Origin of the sequence: Arenimonas donghaensis DSM 18148 = HO3-R19, assembly GCF_000743535.1 — a bacterium.
In the GTDB taxonomy this organism is placed as follows: Bacteria; Pseudomonadota; Gammaproteobacteria; order Xanthomonadales; family Xanthomonadaceae; genus Arenimonas; species Arenimonas donghaensis.
Genome location: NZ_AVCJ01000043.1, coordinates 1 through 18873 on the forward strand (window position 1 = coordinate 1; position 18873 = coordinate 18873).

16 protein-coding genes and 1 tRNA gene are annotated in these 18873 nt (G+C 69.9%); 4 read left to right on the forward strand and 13 right to left on the reverse strand.

Annotated elements, in window-relative coordinates; genetic code table 11:
• Positions 1 to 1178: tetratricopeptide repeat protein (locus tag N788_RS10895; protein ID WP_051924589.1), on the reverse strand; the 1178-nt coding region annotated here is incomplete at its 3' end.
• Positions 1179 to 1238: 60 nt separating this feature from the next.
• Positions 1239 to 3362 (reverse strand): RelA/SpoT family protein, encoded by a 2124-nt coding sequence (locus N788_RS10900; protein WP_425476482.1) that lies wholly within the window; start codon positions 3360 to 3362, stop codon positions 1239 to 1241.
• 103 nt (positions 3363 to 3465) lie between these two features.
• Here N788_RS10900 and N788_RS10905 point away from each other — a divergent pair, with 103 nt between their 5' ends.
• The gene (locus N788_RS10905; RefSeq protein ID WP_034225010.1) at positions 3466 to 3945 is read left to right on the forward strand and encodes a hypothetical protein; all 480 of its coding nucleotides are present in this window, start codon (positions 3466 to 3468) and stop codon (positions 3943 to 3945) included.
• Between the two features lie 623 nt (positions 3946 to 4568).
• Here N788_RS10905 and hrpA read toward each other — a convergent pair.
• The gene (gene hrpA, locus N788_RS10910; RefSeq protein ID WP_034225011.1) at positions 4569 to 8531 is read right to left on the reverse strand and encodes an ATP-dependent RNA helicase HrpA; all 3963 of its coding nucleotides are present in this window, start codon (positions 8529 to 8531) and stop codon (positions 4569 to 4571) included.
• A gap of 91 nt (positions 8532 to 8622) precedes the next feature.
• On the opposite strand from hrpA, the gene N788_RS10915 reads away from it, so the two are divergent.
• Complete coding sequence (locus N788_RS10915; protein WP_034225012.1) at positions 8623 to 9138, forward strand: Dps family protein; 516 nt, start codon at positions 8623 to 8625, stop codon at positions 9136 to 9138.
• A 6-nt stretch (positions 9139 to 9144) separates the two neighbouring features.
• On the opposite strand, the gene N788_RS10920 is transcribed toward N788_RS10915, so the two are convergent.
• Both N788_RS10920 and N788_RS10925 read right to left on the reverse strand, forming a co-directional pair.
• Positions 9145 to 9792 carry a YiiX/YebB-like N1pC/P60 family cysteine hydrolase gene (locus N788_RS10920; RefSeq protein WP_034225013.1) on the reverse strand — a complete coding sequence of 216 codons (648 nt, stop codon included), beginning with the start codon at positions 9790 to 9792 and terminating at the stop codon, positions 9145 to 9147.
• A gap of 4 nt (positions 9793 to 9796) precedes the next feature.
• Entirely contained in the window at positions 9797 to 10189 is a 393-nt protein-coding gene (locus tag N788_RS10925; RefSeq protein ID WP_160171924.1) for a DUF4878 domain-containing protein, read from the reverse strand.
• 111 nt (positions 10190 to 10300) lie between these two features.
• On the opposite strand from N788_RS10925, the gene recQ reads away from it, so the two are divergent.
• Positions 10301 to 12103, forward strand: a complete 1803-nt coding sequence (gene recQ, locus N788_RS10930) for a DNA helicase RecQ (RefSeq protein WP_034225016.1) — start codon at positions 10301 to 10303, stop codon at positions 12101 to 12103.
• 61 nt (positions 12104 to 12164) lie between these two features.
• Positions 12165 to 13166, forward strand: coding sequence for a lipid A deacylase LpxR family protein (locus N788_RS10935; RefSeq protein WP_034225017.1), 1002 nt, complete (start codon positions 12165 to 12167; stop codon positions 13164 to 13166).
• Positions 13167 to 13259: 93 nt separating this feature from the next.
• Here N788_RS10935 and N788_RS10940 read toward each other — a convergent pair.
• The 8 genes from N788_RS10940 to tolR all read right to left on the reverse strand — a co-directional run bounded on the left by N788_RS10940 (position 13260) and on the right by tolR (position 18867).
• Positions 13260 to 13335, reverse strand: a tRNA-Lys gene (locus N788_RS10940).
• A 42-nt stretch (positions 13336 to 13377) separates the two neighbouring features.
• Positions 13378 to 14061, reverse strand: coding sequence for a 7-cyano-7-deazaguanine synthase QueC (gene queC / locus N788_RS10945; RefSeq protein WP_034225019.1), 684 nt, complete (start codon positions 14059 to 14061; stop codon positions 13378 to 13380).
• A 20-nt stretch (positions 14062 to 14081) separates the two neighbouring features.
• Complete coding sequence (queE, locus tag N788_RS10950; protein ID WP_034225021.1) at positions 14082 to 14738, reverse strand: 7-carboxy-7-deazaguanine synthase QueE; 657 nt, start codon at positions 14736 to 14738, stop codon at positions 14082 to 14084.
• 24 nt (positions 14739 to 14762) lie between these two features.
• Complete coding sequence (ybgF, locus tag N788_RS15150) at positions 14763 to 15602, reverse strand: tol-pal system protein YbgF (protein WP_034225023.1); 840 nt, start codon at positions 15600 to 15602, stop codon at positions 14763 to 14765.
• 3 nt (positions 15603 to 15605) lie between these two features.
• The gene (gene pal, locus N788_RS10960; RefSeq protein ID WP_034225025.1) at positions 15606 to 16112 is read right to left on the reverse strand and encodes a peptidoglycan-associated lipoprotein Pal; all 507 of its coding nucleotides are present in this window, start codon (positions 16110 to 16112) and stop codon (positions 15606 to 15608) included.
• A gap of 67 nt (positions 16113 to 16179) precedes the next feature.
• Positions 16180 to 17490 carry a Tol-Pal system beta propeller repeat protein TolB gene (gene tolB / locus N788_RS10965; RefSeq protein ID WP_034225026.1) on the reverse strand — a complete coding sequence of 437 codons (1311 nt, stop codon included), beginning with the start codon at positions 17488 to 17490 and terminating at the stop codon, positions 16180 to 16182.
• Positions 17487 to 18437 carry a hypothetical protein gene (locus N788_RS10970; RefSeq protein WP_034225027.1) on the reverse strand — a complete coding sequence of 317 codons (951 nt, stop codon included), beginning with the start codon at positions 18435 to 18437 and terminating at the stop codon, positions 17487 to 17489. The genes tolB and N788_RS10970 overlap by 4 nt, the downstream gene beginning before the upstream one ends.
• The gene (gene tolR, locus N788_RS10975; protein ID WP_034225028.1) at positions 18427 to 18867 is read right to left on the reverse strand and encodes a protein TolR; all 441 of its coding nucleotides are present in this window, start codon (positions 18865 to 18867) and stop codon (positions 18427 to 18429) included. The genes N788_RS10970 and tolR overlap by 11 nt, the downstream gene beginning before the upstream one ends.
• Positions 18868 to 18873 lie beyond the last annotated feature (6 nt).

Consider the following 18873-nt stretch of genomic DNA (forward strand, 5'->3'; position numbering starts at 1 on the left):
GGCAGCTCCTCGCGGGCGGCGCGGGCGCGTTCGAGCCGGCGTCCGGCAGCGGCCACGGCCGGCGAGTCCGGCGCCCACTCGCGGGCCCGGGCGATGGCATCGGCGGCGGCATCGAAATCGAAGTCGGCGGCATCCCGGCCTGCGCGTGCGGCCAGCATCGCCGCGGCATCGTCCAGGCCCTGGCGGGCCTCGACGTCGTCGGGCTTGCTTTCGAGCAAGGCCTGGAAACCACTTGCCGCGGCATCCAGGCGGCCGGCGCGCAGTTCGGCCTGGGCGGCGCGCAGCGCGGTTTCGCGGCTGCGTTCGCCCGCGGCCCGGACTTCACCCAGGCGCGCCTGCAGCGCCGGCAGGCCCAGGTGGCTGGGATCGGTGGCGACCACCCGACCAACCAGGGCGACGGCGGTGCGCAGGTCGCCGGCATCCAGGGCGGCGTCGGCATCGCGCAGCAGGCCCGCGAGCAGGCTGCGCCGGCCTTCGAGCGCGATGGCGTTGTCGGGCTGGCGACGCAGCACGTCTTCGTAAAGCGCCAGCGCGCCGTTGGACGGCTGTTCGATGCGACCCAGGGCGTGCGCTTCGCGGGCGGCCTGCAAGCGCTCGGCGACGTCGGCTTCCAGGGACTCACGCTCGGCCAGTTCGGCTTCGATGCTGGCCATGTCGGCGGCCGGCGCCGCCATCGTCCGCGCCAGCGCCAGGCGTTCGCGCGCGGCGTCGAAGTCGCCGTCGGCCAGGGCGGCGCGCGCCTGCACCAGGGCCGCTTCGCGCACCGCCACCAGGCCGCTGCGTGCCGCCGGGTGGTCGGGGTCCCGGGCCAGCACGGCCTGGAAACGCTCGCGCGCACCCTGGCCGTCGGGCCGGCTGAGCTCGCCGCGCGCCAGCGCCAGCTGGGCGGCTTCGATTTCCTGGTTGAGTTCCGAAGAAGGAATGAGTGCCTGGCTCAGGCTCTCGCGCCAGACGCCGAGCACCAGGCCCAGCGCCAGGACAAGGACGACCACCGTGCCCAGCGCCAGCCAGGCCCAGGTGTGGCGGCGCGGGGGATTGGCTCCACGGCCGTCGTCGCGACGCGGCGGCGACGGCGGCGGGGCCTCGCCGCGGTCGCGGTGGCGCGGCGCATCCAGGTCCAGCTGGTCCATCGCGCCCAGCGACGGACTGGCGTCGGGGTCCTTGCGATCACCGATCATGCGGGCGTCTCATCCATGCGCGGCAGGATAGCAGCGCAGCATGAACCGACCCCGGCCGGCTCAACCCAGGCGGTGCGCCTCGCGCACGCCGGGCACGGCGTTCAGCCGCCCCAGCAGGTCGCTGAGCTGGCCGTAGTCGGTCACCCGGACCGCCAGCCGCAGGTCGGCCAGGCCGCGTTCGTCGTCCACCCGCGACTGTAGGCCCAGGATGTTCACGCCCTGCTGGGCGACGAGGTTGGTGAGGTCCTTGAGCAGCCATTTGCGGTCGAAGGCGTGCACCTGGATGTCGACGTCGTAGCTGCCGCGGGTGCCCCGGCCCCATTCGACCGGCAGCAGGCGTTCGGGATGGCGGCTTTCCAGGCGCTGCAGCGCCGGGCAGCCCGCGCGATGGATGCTGACGCCGCGACCGCGGGTGAGGTAACCGACGATGGCATCGCCCGGCACCGGCCGGCAGCAGCGGGCGATCTGGCTGAGCAGGTTGCCGACGCCTTCGACCGTGAACGGCGCGTTCGCCGGTGGCGGCGGCGGGCTCCGGCGGGTCACCGGCGCCGGTTCGGCAGGCTCCCTGGCTTCCTGCGCATGGTCGTGCAGGCAGCGGGTGACCTGGCTGGGCCCCAGGTCGCCCAGGGCCAGGGCCAGGTGCAGGTCTTCGAGGCTTTCGAGCCGGAACTTGGCCAGCACCGGCCCCAGGTCGGCCTGGGTCAGCGCCATCCTCCGCAGTTCCTTGTCCAGTATGTCCTTGCCGTCATGCAGGTTGCGCGCGCGGTCGATGCGATGGAACCAGGCACGCACCTTGTCGCGGGCGCGACCGGTGGCCAGGAAGCCGTTGCTGGCCAACAGCCAGTCGCGGCGCGGCTCGCCGGTCTTGGCGGTGAGGATCTCGACCTGGTCACCGGTGCCGGGCTGGTGGTCGAGCGGCACGATGCGGCCATTGACCTTGGCTCCGCGGCAGCGGTGGCCGACTTCGGTGTGCACGGCATAGGCGAAATCGAGCACGGTGGCGCCACGCGGCAGGTCGACCACCTCGCCACGCGGGGTGATGGCGTAAACGCGGTCCTCCACCAGTTCGGTGGAAAAACCCTGCACCAGCGCCGCATCGCCGTCGCCGCCGCCGTCGCTGGCGTCGCGTGCCTCCAGCAGCTGGCGCATCCAGGCGACCTTGCGCTCGAAGCTGGCGTCGGCGCCGCCGCCCTCCTTGTAGCGCCAGTGCGCGGCGACGCCCAGCTCGGCGTGGTCGTGCATCTGGCGGGTACGGATCTGCACTTCCAGGGTGCGTCCGCCCGGACCGATGACGGCGGTGTGCAGCGACCGGTAGTCGTTGCCCTTGGGATGGGCGATGTAATCGTCGAACTCGGAAGGAATCGACGGCCAGAGCTGGTGCACCACGCCCAGCACCGCGTAGCAGCTGGGGATGTCGTCGACCAGCACGCGCACGGCGCGGATGTCGTAGAGCTCGCTGAAGGGCACGCCCTTGCGCTGCATCTTCTTGTAGATGCTGAAGATGTGCTTGGGCCGGCCGGCGACGTCGGCACCGGTGATGCCGGCTTCCGCCAGGGCAGCCTGGATGCGCGCCAGCGCGTCGTCGATGAAACGCTGGCGATCACCGCGTTTTTCGTCGAGAAGGCGGGCGATGCGCTGGTAGGTGTCGGGCTGCAGCCAGCGAAAGGCCAGGTCCTCGAGCTCCCACTTGAGCTGCCAGATGCCCAGGCGGTTGGCCAGCGGCGCATGGATGTCCCGGGCGAGTTCGGCCAGGGCGCGGCGCTCTTCCTCCGGCAGCTGCGCCGCCTCGCGCAGGCGCACCAGCTGCACGGCCAGCAGCACCAGCACCGCGCGCAGGTCGCGCACGAGCGCCAGCAGCAACCGGCGCAGGCCTTCGGCGCTGCCCTGCCCCGGGCGATGGTGGTGCAGGTCGTCGACCTGGCCGGCGGCGGCCAGGCCCTCGAGCAGGCGCTGGACACGCGGGGCCTGTTCGAGCGCCTTCCCGGGCAGGGCCGCGCGCAGGGCCGGCCACAGGTGCAGCGCGGCAGCGGCCTGGACTTCAGCGTCGGCGCGCAGCGGCCGCAGGGTGTCAAGCACGGCCAGGGCGCAGCGCTCGTCCTTGTCGGCGGGCAGGCCGGCCGCGGCCTCCACCAGCGCCGGCCACCAGGCGGCGCCGGCCTCGACGCTGGCCAGGGCTTGCTTCAAACGCTCGGGTGGGGGGCTGGGGGTGTTCAAGTAGCGTCTGCATTGGCCGGGGAGTTAGACTGCCCCGCGATTGCTGGCAGTTCAACCAGTACGGAATCAAACCATGCGCCGAATGCTCCTGATCTCCTTCGTCCTGACCGCCCTGATCGGCGGCAGCGCCCTGGCCCAGTCGTTCTCCTCGCTCGAGGAGCGCATGACCGAAGCCGAATTCAAGGCCGCGGGCCTGGACAAGCTGACGCCGGCGGAACTGGCCGCGCTCAATGCCTTCGTGCGGGCGGAAACGAGCGAACTGGCCTCGACCCTGCCGGCGGCGACGCCAGCGGTGGACCAGCGTGGCTTCCATTCGTCGACGGGGCCCGATGGCGCGATCTTCAGCTCGATCAGCGGCGAGTTCCGCGGCTGGGAGAACGGCCAGCGATTCAAGCTCGACAACGGCCAGATCTGGAAGGTCACCGATTCCACCGCGCGCCTGCGCGTGAACCTGACCGATCCGAAGGTGACGATCGAACCCGGTGCGTTCAGCGCCTGGTACCTGAAGGTCGAGGGCTACAACTCGCGCGCACGCGTCACGCGCATCAAGTAAGCCGGCCGTTTTCCCCAAGGCTTCGGGACGCCTGTCCCGAAGCACTCCCCTTGCCCCTGTAGGAGCGCCTTCAGGCGCGAAGCTTTTGCCTTGCCCGTCGGTCAAGCAGGGCTTGGGGTCGTGGTGCCTTCGCGGGTGGAGGCAGCGTGCAGTCGCCCTGGCCGACACGCCGCAAGTACCTCCATGTAGGCTCTTCGTCGACGTCCTTGTCTCCGAAGGTCGGCCAGGGCGACTGCACGCTACCTCCTCAACAATACGCAGTGGCCGCCAGGAAAGCCGGCCGGAAGTCCCCTGGAATCCATGACTCGCGGCCGCCGTTTGGCGAAGCCGAAGCTATTCGACGCCATGCGTCGGGCTGGCAGTCAGCGGCCCGTGATGAAGTGGGAGCGACGACGTGCACGCTATGTCCTCGACGAAGTGTAGGACAGGATGTCCGGAACGGCCGGCCGTGAGCTGGTCATGGATGACGCTTGGTCCCGGCCGGGCGGCGAGGACGTAGCGTGCGCGGCGGCGCCTCCGACGAAAGCAGCATGGGCCCCTGTGCCTGCCCTATGGGCAGGTCCAAGGGCTCGGGACTGAAGTCCCTCCCACAGGGGTGGGAAGCTTCGCGCCTGAAGGCGCTCCTACAGGTTCGAGAGGGTGCGGGCGAGTTTCTTGGCGGAGACCTGGCGGCGGGTGCCCAGTTCCTGGGCGAAGGTCGAGACTCGCAGTTCCTCGAGGTCCCAGCGCAGGGACTGCCAGGCCGGCAGCGCCGCCTGCCCGGTTTCGCGGGCGCGTTCGAGGGCGTCTGAAAAGGGCTTGAGTTCGAGCATGCGGGCCTGGTCGCGCACCGGGTCGCGCAGCGCGCGTTCGGCGCGCAGCGACAGCGCCTTGAGGTAACGCGGGTACTGGGCCAGGGCCTCGGCCGGCGTCTCGCGCAGGAATCCCGGCGGCACCAGGCCGGCCAACTGCGCCTTGAGGTCGTCGAGATTGCCCTGGGCCCAGCCCAGCAGCGGCGATTCCAGCCGTGGCTTGATTTCGGCCACCAGGCCCAGGATCTGCTCGGCCAGCTGCAGGCGCGTCATGGCTTCCGGGAACAGCTGTTTGCCGGCTTGCTGGAGCTGGGCCTGGAACGCCGCCGGGTCGCGCACCGCGCCCAGGTCGCCGTCGGTCACCGCCAGCAGCGCCGCGTCGGCCAGGTCGGCGCGCAAATGTTCATGCGCCGGGCCCTGGCCGGGGCTCTGCTGGAAGCCTTCGATGGTCGCGTACAGCAAGGCCAGCTTCGGACTGACCGGCAGCTGCTTGCGTGCCTGCCTGAGCTTGTCGGCCAGGGCCAGGCGAAGCAGGCGGCGCACGCCGGCGGCATGCTCGCGCCGGGCCTCGTCGCGATCGGCGAAGACGCTCAGCGACACCGTGCCGCCGGCGTCCACCAGCGCCGGAAACGCCGGTACGCCGGCCGCGCCGGCCACCTGGTCCGGGATCGGTGCGTCCGGGAAGTGGGTAAGACCGTCCCTGGCCAGCTCTTCGCCGGCACGCTCGGCGAAGGCCTGCTCGGCGCGGTCGCCAAACCGCGCGCGCAGTTGCGCCAGGTCGCGCGACACGGCCAGCACCCGGCCCTCGCGTTCGGCCAGGCGCAGGTTCATGCGCAGGTGCGGTTCGAGGGCGGCTTCGTTGAAGTCCAGTGCCGCCACCGGGGCGCCGGTGGCCTTGCTAAGGAATCGCGCCAGCGTACCGGCCAGGCTGTCGGCTTCGGGCCTGGGGAAAGCCTGGGCGAACGCGCGGGCGAAATCGGGCGCGGGCACATAGTTGCGGCGCAGCGCCTTGGGCAGGCCGCGAATGAGCGCGGTGGCCTTTTCCTCGACAAGGCCCGGCACCAGCCAGCCCAGCCGGGTGGCGTCGAGCGCCATCAGCAGGTGCAGCGGCACGTCCAGGGTGACCCCGTCCTCGGGATGACCAGGTTCGAAGCGGTAATGCAGGGCCAGGCGGACGTCGCCGAGCGCGAAGAACTTCGGGAACCGCTCGGCTTCGCTGCCCTCGCCCGGCAGCAGCTCGGCCAGCGGCCATTCGATCGACTTCTTCTGCTCCGGACCGAGCTTGCCGTACCAGGCATCGAAGCCGGCCACGGAATTGATCTCCGGTGGCAGCCGGTCCAGGTACCAGCGCGCCTGCCAGTCTTCGTCGGCGACCAGGCCGGCGCGGCGCAGCTTGGCTTCTTCCTGGTGGGCTTTTTCCAGCGTCGCCAGGTTGCGCTTGAGCAAGGGTGCACGGCAGTCGACTTCGCCCGGCACCAGGCCCTGGCGCACGAACAGCTCGCGCGCCTCGGCCGGATAAAGTCCGCCGTAGTGGACCGGTTTCTTCGGGGCCAGCACCAGGCCGAACAGGCTGATCTGCTCGCTGCCGATCACCCGGCCCTGGCTGCGCGACCAGTGCGGGTCGAAATGTTTGCGCGCCAGCAGGTGCGGCAGCTCGGCGATGACCCAGTCCGGTTCGATCTTCGCGGCCATCAGGCCCCAGACCTTCTGGGTGTCGAGCAAGGTGGCCACCAGCACCCACGCCGGCGGCGCCTTGGCCAGCGCCGAACCGGGGAAGAGCTGGAACTTGCGCTGGCGCGGTGCATCGTAGACGCCTTTTTCGGTGCGATGGCCGATCTGCGTGGGCAGGCCGGCGATCAGCGCGCGGTGCAATCGTTCGCTGCGTGCCGGCTGGCCCTTGCCGCGGCGGCGGCCACGCCCCGCGTCAGGCGCCTTGCGGGCGTCTTCGAGCAGGTCGGCCAGGCCACTGGCATCGCCGCTGTCCCAGCGCATCTCCTCGCAGGCCAGGCGCAGCTGGCGATGCAGCTCGCGCCATTCACGCATGCGCAGGAACGCCAGGAACCGTTTTTCGCACCAGCCGCGCAGCTTCGATTGCGTCAGGTCCTCGTGGGCCTGGCGATAAGCGTCCCAGAGCTTGAGGATGCCGACGAACTCCGACCCGGGGTCGGCGAACTCCGCGTGGGCGTTGTCGGCCTTCTCACGGGCATCCGCGGGTCGCTCGCGCGGGTCCTGGATGCCCAGGAAACTGGCGATCACCAGCATTTCGTGCACCACGCCGTGGCCGTTGGCCGCGACCAGCATGCGCGCCAGTTTCGGGTCCACCGGCAGTCGCGACATTTCGCGGCCGATGGGGGTCAGCTTGCGCTCGTCGTCGATGGCGCCCAGCTCGGCGAGGGTCTGCCAGCCGTCGGCGATCGCACGCGGGTCGGGCGCGTCGATGAAGGGGAAGTCCTCGACCCGGCCCAGGCCCAGGGTGAGCATGCGCAGGATCACGCCCGCCAGCGAGGCGCGCAGGATCTCCGGATCGGTGAAGCGCGGACGCGCGGCGAAATCGTCCTCGCCGTAGAGCCGGTAGCAGACGCCGGCGGCGATGCGGCCGCAGCGGCCCTTGCGCTGGTCGGCGCTGGCCTGGCTGACCGGCTCGATGTGCAGGCGGTCGAGTTTGCCGCGTGGACTGTAGCGTTTCACCCGCGCCAGTCCCGGGTCGATGACGTAGCGGATGCGCGGCACCGTCAGCGAGGTTTCCGCGACATTGGTCGCCAGCACGATGCGCCGACCGGGCCCGGGATTGAACACCTTGTCCTGGTCGCGCACCGACAGCCGCGCGTACAGCGGGATGACCTCGGTCGACCGGTACTTGCGCCGGTTGAGCGCGGCATGGGCGTCGCGGATTTCCCTTTCGCCGGGCAGGAACACCAGGATGTCGCCCAGCGGGTCCTGCCGGGTGATGTCGTCGGCGGCGGCGACGATGGCGTCGGCCAGCGGCAGCTCGCCCGCGGGCTCGTCCTCGCCCGCGTTTTTCCCGGGCGTGAAATAACGGACGTCGACCGGAAAGCCACGGCCCTCGACGTTGACCACCGGGGCGTCGCCGAAATGTTTCGCGAAGCGCTCGGTGTCGATCGTGGCCGAGGTGATGACCAGCTTCAGGTCCGGCCGCCGCTGCACCAGTTGCTTGAGGTAGCCGAGCAGGAAGTCGATGTTGAGGCTGCGCTCGTGGGCCTCGTCGATGATCAGGGTGTCGTACTTGGACAGCCAGCGGTCGGACTGGATCTCCGCCAGCAGGATGCCGTCGGTCATGAACTTGATGAAGGTGTCGTCGCCGACGTTTTCGGTGAAGCGCACCTGGTAGCCCACGGCGCCACCCAGCGGCACCTGCAGCTCCTCGGCCACGCGCCGGGCGACCGCGCGCGCGGCGATGCGGCGTGGCTGGGTGCAGCCGATCAGGCCGGCGCCGCCGCGACCGGCGGCCAGGCACAACTTCGGCAGCTGGGTGGTCTTGCCCGAACCGGTCTCGCCGGCGACCACCACCACGGGATGTTTGCGGATCAGGTCCACCAGGGTGTCGGCGGCGCGCGACACCGGCAGGCTGTCGTCGAACCGTGGCTGCGGCCGCTTCGACAGCCGGGCGGCATGCGCCGCCTTCGCCACCGCAAGCGCGTCCACGTAGGCCTGGCGCTTGCCCGCGTCGTCCGGCGCCTTTTGCGCAGCCCCACGCAGCCGCAGCAGGCGGCCGCGGTCGCGGCTGGGCACGGCGTCGTCGGGAAGGGAGGGGAGCGGGGCCGGTCGGGCAGACATATAACGCTATTCTAACGTCGGCCCGGGGTTCATCCGACTTCAACCTTCGCGAGGGTAGTATTTCTGTTGTCCCTTCACGAGGAGTCCCGCCATGGCGTCAAAATCGAAGAAGTCCGCCGCTTCCGCCGCCGCGCCCAGGATCGACATCGGCATCAGCGAGAAGGACCGCCGGAAGGTCGCCGACGGGCTGTCGGCTTTCCTGTCCGACAGCTACACGCTCTACCTCAAGACCCATAACTTCCACTGGAACGTCACCGGGCCAATGTTCAACAGCCTGCATGCGATGTTCATGACCCAGTACACCGAACAGTGGACCGCGCTCGACGAAATCGCCGAGCGCATCCGCGCCCTGGGATTCCCCGCGCCCGGCTCCTACGCCGAGTTCGTCAAGCTCTCGTCCATCAAGGAAGAGCAGTCGCCCGGCGGCCTGGACTGGCAGGGCATGGTTCGCCAGCTGGTCAGCGGCAACGAAGCGGTCTGCCGCACCGCCCGCAAAGTCATCAAGACCAGCGAAGCCGCCGGCGACGACCCGACCGTGGACCTGGCCACCCAGCGCCTGCAGATCCACGAGAAAAACGCCTGGATGCTGCGCTCGCTGCTGGAGTGATGCGCGTCAGCGGCCTGCGGCCGGCAGCCGGTGCTCGAGCACCGGCTCGACCCGGGCGCTGAGCCGCAGGTCGTCGATGCTGATGATCGGCATGCGGCCGAATCGGCTGCGCGGGCGGGCGATGTCCTCGCCGGTTGCGGCCAGCACCAGGGCCTGGATCCATTCCGTGCAGTACATGGCCTCGCCGTCGTCGTCGAGCCGGAAGCGGGCGTCGAAGGGAATCGCCTGCCAGGCCGGATCGCGGGCCAGTTCGAGCGCACGCGCGGCCTGCGCGCGTTCCAGGCGCGGCCTGACGACCGCGACCCCCTGGGCCTGCGCGAGGAAGTGTTCCAGCCGGTCGGTGCGCACGCCGCCCACGCCGGTGCGGTCGTCGGCTTCGGTGTGGACCACCAGCCAGTGGCCGCCGTCGTGCATCAGCAAACCGACATGGCTGAAATAGCCGCGGTCGCCCGACGCACCGGCGAAATAGCCGCTCCAAAGGCCATTGCCGCGGCGGAACACCAGGTCACCGGGCTGCAGGGCCTGCTGCCAGCCGGACAGCGGCGCCAGCTCGAGCAGGGCCGGCACGACCGGCGCCGCGCGCAGCGGCGCCGCCCCCGGCCCGGCCAGGGCCACCGCCAGCGCGGCGGTGGCCAGGGTGCCGATCAGGCGCATCGGCTTATTTTTCGAGGTTGAAGTCCAGCTTCCACTCGCCGTCTTCCTTCACCAGGGTCTCGGTGTCTTCCTTGCCCTCGGGATTGCGGTAGCGCACGGTGGCCTTGTCGCCCTCGATCTTGGTTTCGAGGATCTCGATTTCGCCGGCGGTCTCGCACTCTTCCTTGATCTGGGCCTTCATCTGCTCGGCCTTGGCTGGCTCGGCCATGACGGCGGTGATCATGCCGACGGCGGGCTGGGACTTCTTGCTGACGTACTTCTGCATCACCGAGGGATCGCCGGTGGCGCAGATCTCGGCCTGCATGTCGATGATGGTGTCGCCAGGCTGCTTGCCGCCACCGCAGGCGGACAGGGCCAGCACGGCCGCGGCGAGAAGGGAAATCCGGAGGGTTTTCATGTAGGTCCTTTGGGTTTTGGGGCTGGGGCGACTGCAGCGACAGCGCCACGAGTTTAACCAACGTGAAGAACAGGCGGGTCCGGCCCCCTCGCAGCGGCTAAAATGCCCGGCATGCCTTCCCCTTCCCTCGAACTGCTGCGCCGCGTCTTCGGCCATGCCGACTTCCGCGGCCAGCAGGCTGCCGTGGTCGAGCACCTGGTCGCCGGCGGCGACTGCCTGGTGCTGATGCCCACCGGCGCCGGCAAATCCCTTTGTTACCAGGTGCCTGCGCTGCTGCGCGAGGGCACGGGCATCGTCATTTCGCCGCTCATCGCCCTGATGCAGGACCAGGTCGAAGCCCTGGAGCAGTTGGGCGTGCGCGCCGCCTGCCTCAACTCCTCGCTGCCGGCCTCCGAGGCCGCGCAGGTCGAGGCCCGGCTGCTGGCCGGCGAGCTGGACCTGCTGTACGTGGCGCCCGAGCGGCTGCTGACCGACCGTTTCCTGTCCCTGCTCGGGCGCAGCCGGCTGGCCCTGTTCGCCATCGACGAAGCGCACTGCGTGTCGCAGTGGGGCCACGACTTCCGGCCCGAGTACCGGGAACTGAACCTGCTGCACGAACGCTGGCCGGACGTGCCGCGCATCGCCCTGACCGCCACCGCCGACCCGCCGACCCGGCGCGAAATCGCCGAACGCCTGGACCTGACCGACGCCCCCTGCTTCATCACGTCCTTCGACCGGCCCAACATCCGCTACCGGGTGGTGCTCAAGGACAACGCCCGCCAGCAGTTGCTCGATTTCCTGCAGCCGCGCCGCGGCCAGGCCGGCATCGTCTACTGCCTTTCGCGGCGCAAGGTCGAGGAAACCGCGGCGCACCTGGCCAGTCGCGGCATCGAGGCCCTGCCCTACCACGCCGGGCTCGATGCCGGCGTACGCGCCGCCAACCAGCGACGCTTCCTGCGCGAGGAAGGCATCGTGATGGTGGCGACCATCGCCTTCGGCATGGGCATCGACAAACCCGACGTGCGCTTCGTCGCGCACCTGGACCTGCCCAAGTCGGTGGAAGGCTACTACCAGGAAACCGGCCGCGCCGGCCGCGACGGCGACCCGGCCGAGGCCTTGCTCTGCTACGGCCTGGGCGACGTGGTGCTGCTGGGCCAGATGATCGCCCAGTCCGGCGCCGGCGAAGAGCGCCAGTGGCTCGAGCGCCGCAAGCTCGACCGCCTGCTGGGCTACTGCGAATCCACCCGCTGCCGCCGCCAGGTCCTGCTGGCGGCCTTTGGCGAAGACCATCCCGGCGACTGCGGCAACTGCGACAACTGCCTGGAGCCGCCCAAGACCTGGGACGGCACCGTGGCCGCCCAGAAGGCGCTGTCCTGCGTGTATCGCACCGGCCAGCGCTTCGGCGTCACCCATCTCGTGGACGTGCTGCGCGGCGCCGACACCGAGCGCATGCGCCAGCTGGGCCACGACCAGCTGAGCACCTACGGCATCGGCAGCGAGCTGACGACGCAGCAGTGGAAGGGCGTGTTCCGCCAGCTGGTGGCGGTGGGCCTGCTGGACGTGGACATCGAAGGCCATGGCAGCCTGCGCCTGACCGAAGCGAGCCGTGCGGTGCTGCGCGGCGAGCAGAAGGTCAGCCTGCGCGAGGAAGTCGTGCGCCGGCGCGAACGCGATCGCGGAGCCCGGGCCGCGCCGGCGCCGGTGCAGCTCGGTGCCGCTGACCAACCGGTGTTCGACGCCCTGCGCGAACTGCGCGCCAGCCTGGCCCGCGAACAGGCCGTGCCGGCCTACGTCATCTTCCACGACGCCACCCTGCGCGCCATCGCCGAGCGCCGGCCGGCATCGCTGGCCGAGCTCGGCACCGTCGGCGGCGTCGGCGTCGCCAAGCTCGAACGCTACGGCCCCCGCGTGCTCGAAGTTCTCGCCGACCTGTAGCAGCCCCTTCTGTGGGAGGGGTCGGTAAACTGGGCTCCCCCACGTTTCTCCAGGTTTCCCGATGCTTCGTCCCACCCTGCTCGCCACCGCCCTGCTCACCCTGGCTCCGCTGGCCCACGCCGGCTGCGGCGGCACCGCCACCGCCCGCTCGGACAACGACCTGTACGGCCAGGCCGGCCAGGACCAGGGCTACTCCGCCGGTTTCGCTTTCACCTGGGCCACGCCCACGACCGGCCGGGATCAAACGGGCTGCTTGCCCTTTCTGGACCGCGCCAGCCGCTGGCTGGCCTGGGGCCCGGGGACGCAGCGCAACCTGGTGATCACCTGGCACCACGCGCTTTACACGCCGACCGACGGCACCCGCGCCGACCTGATCCTGGACGACCGTCCCTACGCCGGCACGATGGTGTTCGGGATCGGCCAGCAGGTGCGCGATGAACACCGCCTGGCGGCCACCCACCTGCGCCTGGGCATCGTGGGTCCTTCGGCGCAGGGCGAGGCGGCGCAGGACAGCTTCCACCACCTGTTCGGGCGGGCCCGCTTCCGCGGCTGGGAAAACCAGCTGCGCGACGAACCCCTGCTGCAGCTGGCGCACGAACGCAGCTGGCGCCACCAGCCGGATGCCGGTGCCGACGGCCTGGGCTGGGACCGCAACGTCTGGGTCGGCGGCGCGGTGGGCAGCCCGTCCACCTATGCCAATGCGGGCATCGAGCTGCGCTTTGGCAAGAACCTGCCCGACGACTTCGGCTCCAACCCGATGCGCCTGGCCGGTGACGGTACGGCACCGGTGCTGCGCGGCGCGGCCGACAGTAGCTGGGACTGGCATTTCTTCGCCAGCCTGGAGGCGCGCGCGGTGGCCCATGACGTCACCCTGGACGGCACGCTCACCCGGGACAGCCATTCGGTGGACAGCCGCGCCGGCTTCGCCGAGCTCGGCCTGGGCGTCGTGCTGAGCCACGGCCCGTGGCGCCTGGCCGGCGGCCACTACCGGCGCAGCCGGGAATTCGACGGCCAGCGCGAGGCGCCGGTGTACGGCAGCGTGTCGCTCTCGCGACGCTTCTAATGCCCATGTAGGAGCGCCTTCAGGCGCGAATCTTTTGACTTTGCCTTTGGCAAAGAAGAGATTCGCGCCTGAAGGCGCTCCTACAAGAAGGGGTGGTGGGCCGTGAAGGATTCGAACCTTCGACCAAAAGATTAAAAGTCTTCTGCTCTACCAACTGAGCTAACGGCCCACCGATCGAACCGGTGAAAAACAAGGCGCGCAGTTTACCGCATCAGGCGCGCGGCGCGTAGCGCGTGGGGTCGGCCAGGCCCGCGGCGGCGAATCCCTCGGCGCGCAGGCGGCAGGCATCGCAGCGGCCGCAGGCGCGGCCCTGGTCGTCGGCCTGGTAACACGACACGGTGCGCGAGAAGTCCACGCCCAGGCGGGCGCCCTCCCGGGCGATGTCGGCCTTGGACATCCGCATCAGCGGCGCGTGCACGCGCAGGGCATGGCCTTCGACGCCGGCCTTGGTGGCCAGGTTGGCCAGGGCCTGGAAGGCCTCGATGAAGGCCGGCCGGCAGTCTGGGTAGCCGCTGTAGTCGACCGCGTTGACGCCGCAGAACAGGTCGTCGGCGCCCAGCACTTCGGCCCAGCCCAGGGCGATGGACAGCATGATGGTGTTGCGCGCCGGCACGTAGGTGACCGGAATGCCCTGCCCGCCCTGCTCGGGCACGTCGATGTCGGCGGTGAGCGCCGAACCACCAATGCTGCGCAGGTCCACGGTGACCACCTTGTGCTGCGCACCGACCGAGGCCGCCAGCTCCGCCGCGGCCGCCAGCTCCGAGGTGTGGCGCTGGCCGTAGGAGACGCTCAGCGCATGGCAGACGAAGCCCTGTTCGCGGGCCATCGCCAGCACGACCGCCGAATCCATCCCGCCGGACACCAGCACCACCGCATGCTTTTGATTCTGGTTCATCGCAAATCCAATTTCGTCGGTCACTTGCCGGCGACGTCGCCCCACAGGACCTTGTGGAGCTGGAGCTGGAAGCGGACCGGGAGTTTGTCGGCCAGCAGCCATTCGGCGAGTTCGGCCGGGGACTGCTGGCCCTGGCTGGGTGAAAACAGGACCTCGCAGCGATCGGCCAGGGCGTGTTCGGCCAGCATGGTCTTGGCCCAGTCGTAGTCGGCGCGGTCGCAGACGACGAACTTCACCTGGTCGCGCGCCGTCAGCAGCGGGATGTTCTCCAGCAGGTTGCGGTGCATTTCCTTCGAGCCCGGCGTCTTGAGGTCCACCACCCGGCTCACGCGCGGATCGACGTCCGCGATGTCGATCGCGCCGGAGGTTTCAAGCGAGACTTCGTAGCCGGCGTCGCAGAGCTTTTCCAGCAACAGCAGGCAGCGCTTCTGCGCCAGCGGCTCGCCGCCGGTGACGCAGACGTGGCGGGCGCCGTGGCGGGCGACTTCGGCCAGGATGGTGTCGATCTCCCACCACTCGCCGCCGTGGAAGGCATAGGCGGTGTCGCAGTACTGGCAGCGCAGGGGACAGCCGGTGAGCCGGACGAACACCGTCGGCCAGCCGACCGAGCGCGACTCGCCCTGCACGGACAGGAAAATTTCGGTCAGGCGCAGACGCTCGGCAGCCGGTGTATCCATGGCGGTGTCCGGCACGCGCCGGGGTCAGCGGTTTTCGAGCGCGAGCGTGCGCAGGCGGCTCTCGGCCTTGGCGGCGGCCTCGGAGCCCGGATAGCGCGAGGACACCTCGCGCAGGGTGGCTTCACCGGCGGCGCGCTGGCCCAGGGCGATCTGGCAGTAGCCGACCTTCAGGAAGGCGTCGGCTTCCTTGCGCGAGCCCGGGTAGCCCGACAGCAGGGACTCGAAGGCTTCCAGCGCCAGCTCGTAGTTCTGGGTGACGTAATAACTTTCACCCAGCCAGTACCAGGCATTGGGCACCAGCGGGCTGGCCGGGTAGTCGTTGATGAAGGCGCGGAACATACGCGCCGACTGGTCGGCTTCGAAGCGTTCGACCAGGGTGTCGAGCGCGGCCTGGTAGGCGGCCTCTTCCGCGGCCGGGTCGGCCGGGACACCCGCCGCCGGGTCGGCGGCCGAAGGCGCCGGGCCGGCAACGGGTTCGACCGGCGCGGGCGCCGGGGTGGCGTCGGCCGGAGCCGGCGCCGGGGAATTCGGGGTGGCAGCCACGGGCTCGCCGCCCTCGAGCCGCTGCAGGCGGCTGTCGAGGTCCACGTACTGGTCGCGGTTGCGCTGCTTGAGCTGCTCGATCTCGTGCGTGAGCGTTTCGATCTGGTTGCGCAGGCCCGACACCTCGGCCTGGAGCTGGGTGATGCGGTTCTGCGCCTCGAGGTTGGCCTGGCCGGCACTGCGGTTTTCCGCATTGGCCTGGTTCTCGAGCAGGGTGACACGTTCGGCGAGGCTCAGGCGCTGGGCCTGGACCGGGGCCGGGGTGGCCGCCACGAGGGCGGCCACCACGGTCAGCACGCATACAAAGTGCTGGCGTCCCATCGCTTACTTCGCGGTGTAGACGATTTCGACGCGACGGTTCTGCTGCCAGCAGGACTCGGCCGAGGTGTTGCAGGTCGGACGCTCTTCACCGTAGGACACGACGGTGATCTGGCCGGCCGAACCACCCGCACCCTGCAGGGCGCCGGAGACGGCGTTGCCACGGCGCTCGCCGAGACCCAGGTTGTACTCGCGGGTACCGCGCTCGTCGGCATTGCCTTCCAGCGTGACGCGGGCTTCCGAACGATCGTTCAGGTACTTGGCGTGGCAGGCCATGATCGACTGGAATTCCGGACGCAGGGTGTCCTGGTCGAAATCGAAGTAAACGGTACGCTGGCGCAGGCAGGCGTCGGTATCCAGGTCGGCCGGGGTGTAACGACCGTCGTTGACCGGAGCGGTGGTGGCCGGAGTGGTGTCGACCGGGGCCGGCGCTTCTTCCTTGACCTTCTTGGTGCAGGCAGCGAGGGCGACGCAGATCGAAGCGGCGAGCAGCACGCGGGTGGTGGTATTCATGGCAAAGCCTCTTTGGGTTTTCGGATGCAGTGGTGGTGCTTATTCTTCGTTAGGGCCCGTCCTGCGTTTAACGCTGCCGGTAAGGTGACCAGGCGGGCTCCCGGACGTCACCATCGGCCAAAACCAAACGCTGTCGCACACGACCGTCCGCCGATACGGCGTACAGCACGCCACGCGAAGCTTCCTTCGTGGCATACAGCAGCATGCTGGCGTTGGGGGCAAAGCTGGGCGATTCGTCGAGGTTGCCCGGCGACAGGGTCTGCCAGCGCCCCGCCCCGCCAAAGCTGCGGTCAAGAACGGCAATACGATAAACGTTTCCGTTGCCCTGTGCCATAGCTATCTTCTTGCCGTCAAAGGAAATACTGGCCTTGGCATTGGAGTCGCCCTGGAAGCTCAGGCGGCTGGCGTCGCCGCCGCCGGCGGGCACCTGGTACAGCTGGGGCTTGCCGGCCCGGTCGGAAGTGAAGATCAGGGACCGGCCGTCGGGGGTCCAGACGGCCTCGGTGTCGATGCCCCAGTGGCGGGTCACCTGGGTGAGGTTCTTGCTGGCCAGGTCCATCACGTAGATCTCGGGGTTGCCCGAGCGCGACAGGGTCAGGGCCAGGCGGGTGCCGTCGGGCGAGAAGTTCGGGGCGCCATTGATGCCCTTGAAGCTGGCCACGACCTCGCGGGCGCCGGTGGCGATTTCCTGGATGTAGATGGTGGAATTGCCGCGCTCGAAGCTGACGTAGGCCAGCTTGCGGCCGTCCGGGCTCCAGGCCGGCGACAGCAGCGGCTCGCGCGAGCGCACCACGGTCTGCGGATTGAAGCCGTCGGAGTCGGCGATCATCAACGAGTACTGGATGTTGTTGCCGACGCCGTTGGCGGTGACGTAGGCGATGCGGGTCCAGAAGGCGCCGCGCACGCCGAGGATCTTTTCGTAGATCTGGTCGGCGATCTGGTGCGAGACGTCGCGCATGCCGCGGGCGCGGCCACCCACGGCCAGCCCGAGCAGGCGTTCCTGCTTGGCCACGTCCCACAGTTCGTATTCGACCCGGTAGCCGCCGTCGGGGTTGTCGAGCACGCGGCCGACGACCACGAAGTCCTGGCGAAGCACCCGCCAGGTCGGGAACTTGATCTCGGAGCCGCGGATGGGCTTCTCGATCACGTCCTGTTCGGCCAGGGCGCGGAACTGGCCCGAGCGGTTGAGGTCGGCGCGGATGACCGCGGCGATATCGGTGTCCGGCGCCACCGACGTGCCCAGGTAGGGCATCGGCACCACGGCGATGGGCAGCGCGGCTTCGTTGCCGGTCACCACGCCGATGTCCAGGCCCTGGGCCCGGGCCTGGCCGAAGGGGAGCAGCAGCGCGAGCGCCAGGAAAGAAAGGAATCGCATCATCGGCAGGCCTCTTCGGGGTAGCAGAACGTCAGGGTGACTTGTCGCTCGAACACGGTCTTGAACTCTTCGTAGGGCATCGGCGAACGGCGCAGGGCCCGTTCGACCGATTCCCGGCCCTGGCTGTCGAAGGGACAGCTCAGGAAGGACACATCAATAACCTCTCCACCCGGTATTTGGGTGAAGCGCACCTGACAGCGGGTGCGTTCGGGCGCCAGGACCCGGTTCCAGTTGTTTTGTGCGGTCTGCAGCATCGCCAGCGCGTAGCGGGCCCGCAGGTCGGTGTCGGTGCCGTTGTTGCCGCCGCTGGCCTGGGCCGGCGCCGGGCTGGGGCGCGGCTGCGGGGTCGGCGGGGCCTCGCGGTCGGCCAGCTGGCGCAGGCGCTGTTCCTCGAGGCGGGTGCGGCGCTCGGCGGCCTCGCGCTCGGCGCGCAGGGCTTCGAGCTGCTGGCGGCGCTGGCGCTGGCGTTCCTCCACCTCTTGCTGGCGCTGGCGCTCGGTCAGGTCGATCTGCTCCTGGCGGCGGCGGGCTTCCTGCTCTTCGCGCTCGCGGGCTTGTTCCTGCTCCAGGGCCAGCCGGGCCACGGCTTCCTGTTCGGTGGTGTCGGGCTTGGGAATGGGGGCCTGCGGCGCCGGCTGGGTTTCGATCGGCGCGTCCTGCGGGCGCGGCACCGGGATCGGCTGCGGCGGCGGCGCCTGTTCGAGCTCGGCCCGCGGGGCCGGCTTGGGCGCGGCTTCGGCGGTCTGCTCGGCGGCGCTGATGTCGGCGCTGGAAATGATCAGCGTCGCGTCCATCACCGGCCCGGCCACCGACACCACTTCCGGCGGACGCTGCAGCCAACCGCCCACGAGCAGCAGCAGGGCGATGCCCAGGTGCAGGGCCAGCGCCATCAGCACCGGGCCGCCCAGGTCCTCGCGGGTGTCGCGCAGCGGCAGCGCTTCAGCGTGCATTGCGCTCCGGAGGCTGGCCCATGAGGCCGACGCGCGGCACGCCGGCCTGCTGCAGCAGCACCATGGTGTCGAAGACCAGGGCGTATTCGGCGTCGCGGGCACCGGCGACGAACACCGGCACTTCCGGGTTCTGGGCCACGAAGGCGCGCAGCTTGGCCTGCAGCGTGGCCGCGTCGATCGGCTCGGCGTCCGCGGTTTCAAGCTTGAGCGAGTATTCGCCGGCGGCGTTGACGGTAACGACGACCGGCTCCTTCTGCTGCTGGATCGGCTTGGCCTGCGCCTGCGGCAGCTCCACGTCCACGCCCAGGCTGAGCAGCGGCGCCGTGACCATGAAGATGATCAGCAGCACCAGCATGACGTCGATGTAGGGCACGACGTTGATGTCGGCCTTGAGCTTGCGCTTGTGGCGGCGGGTGATGGTGGCGGACATGCGTCA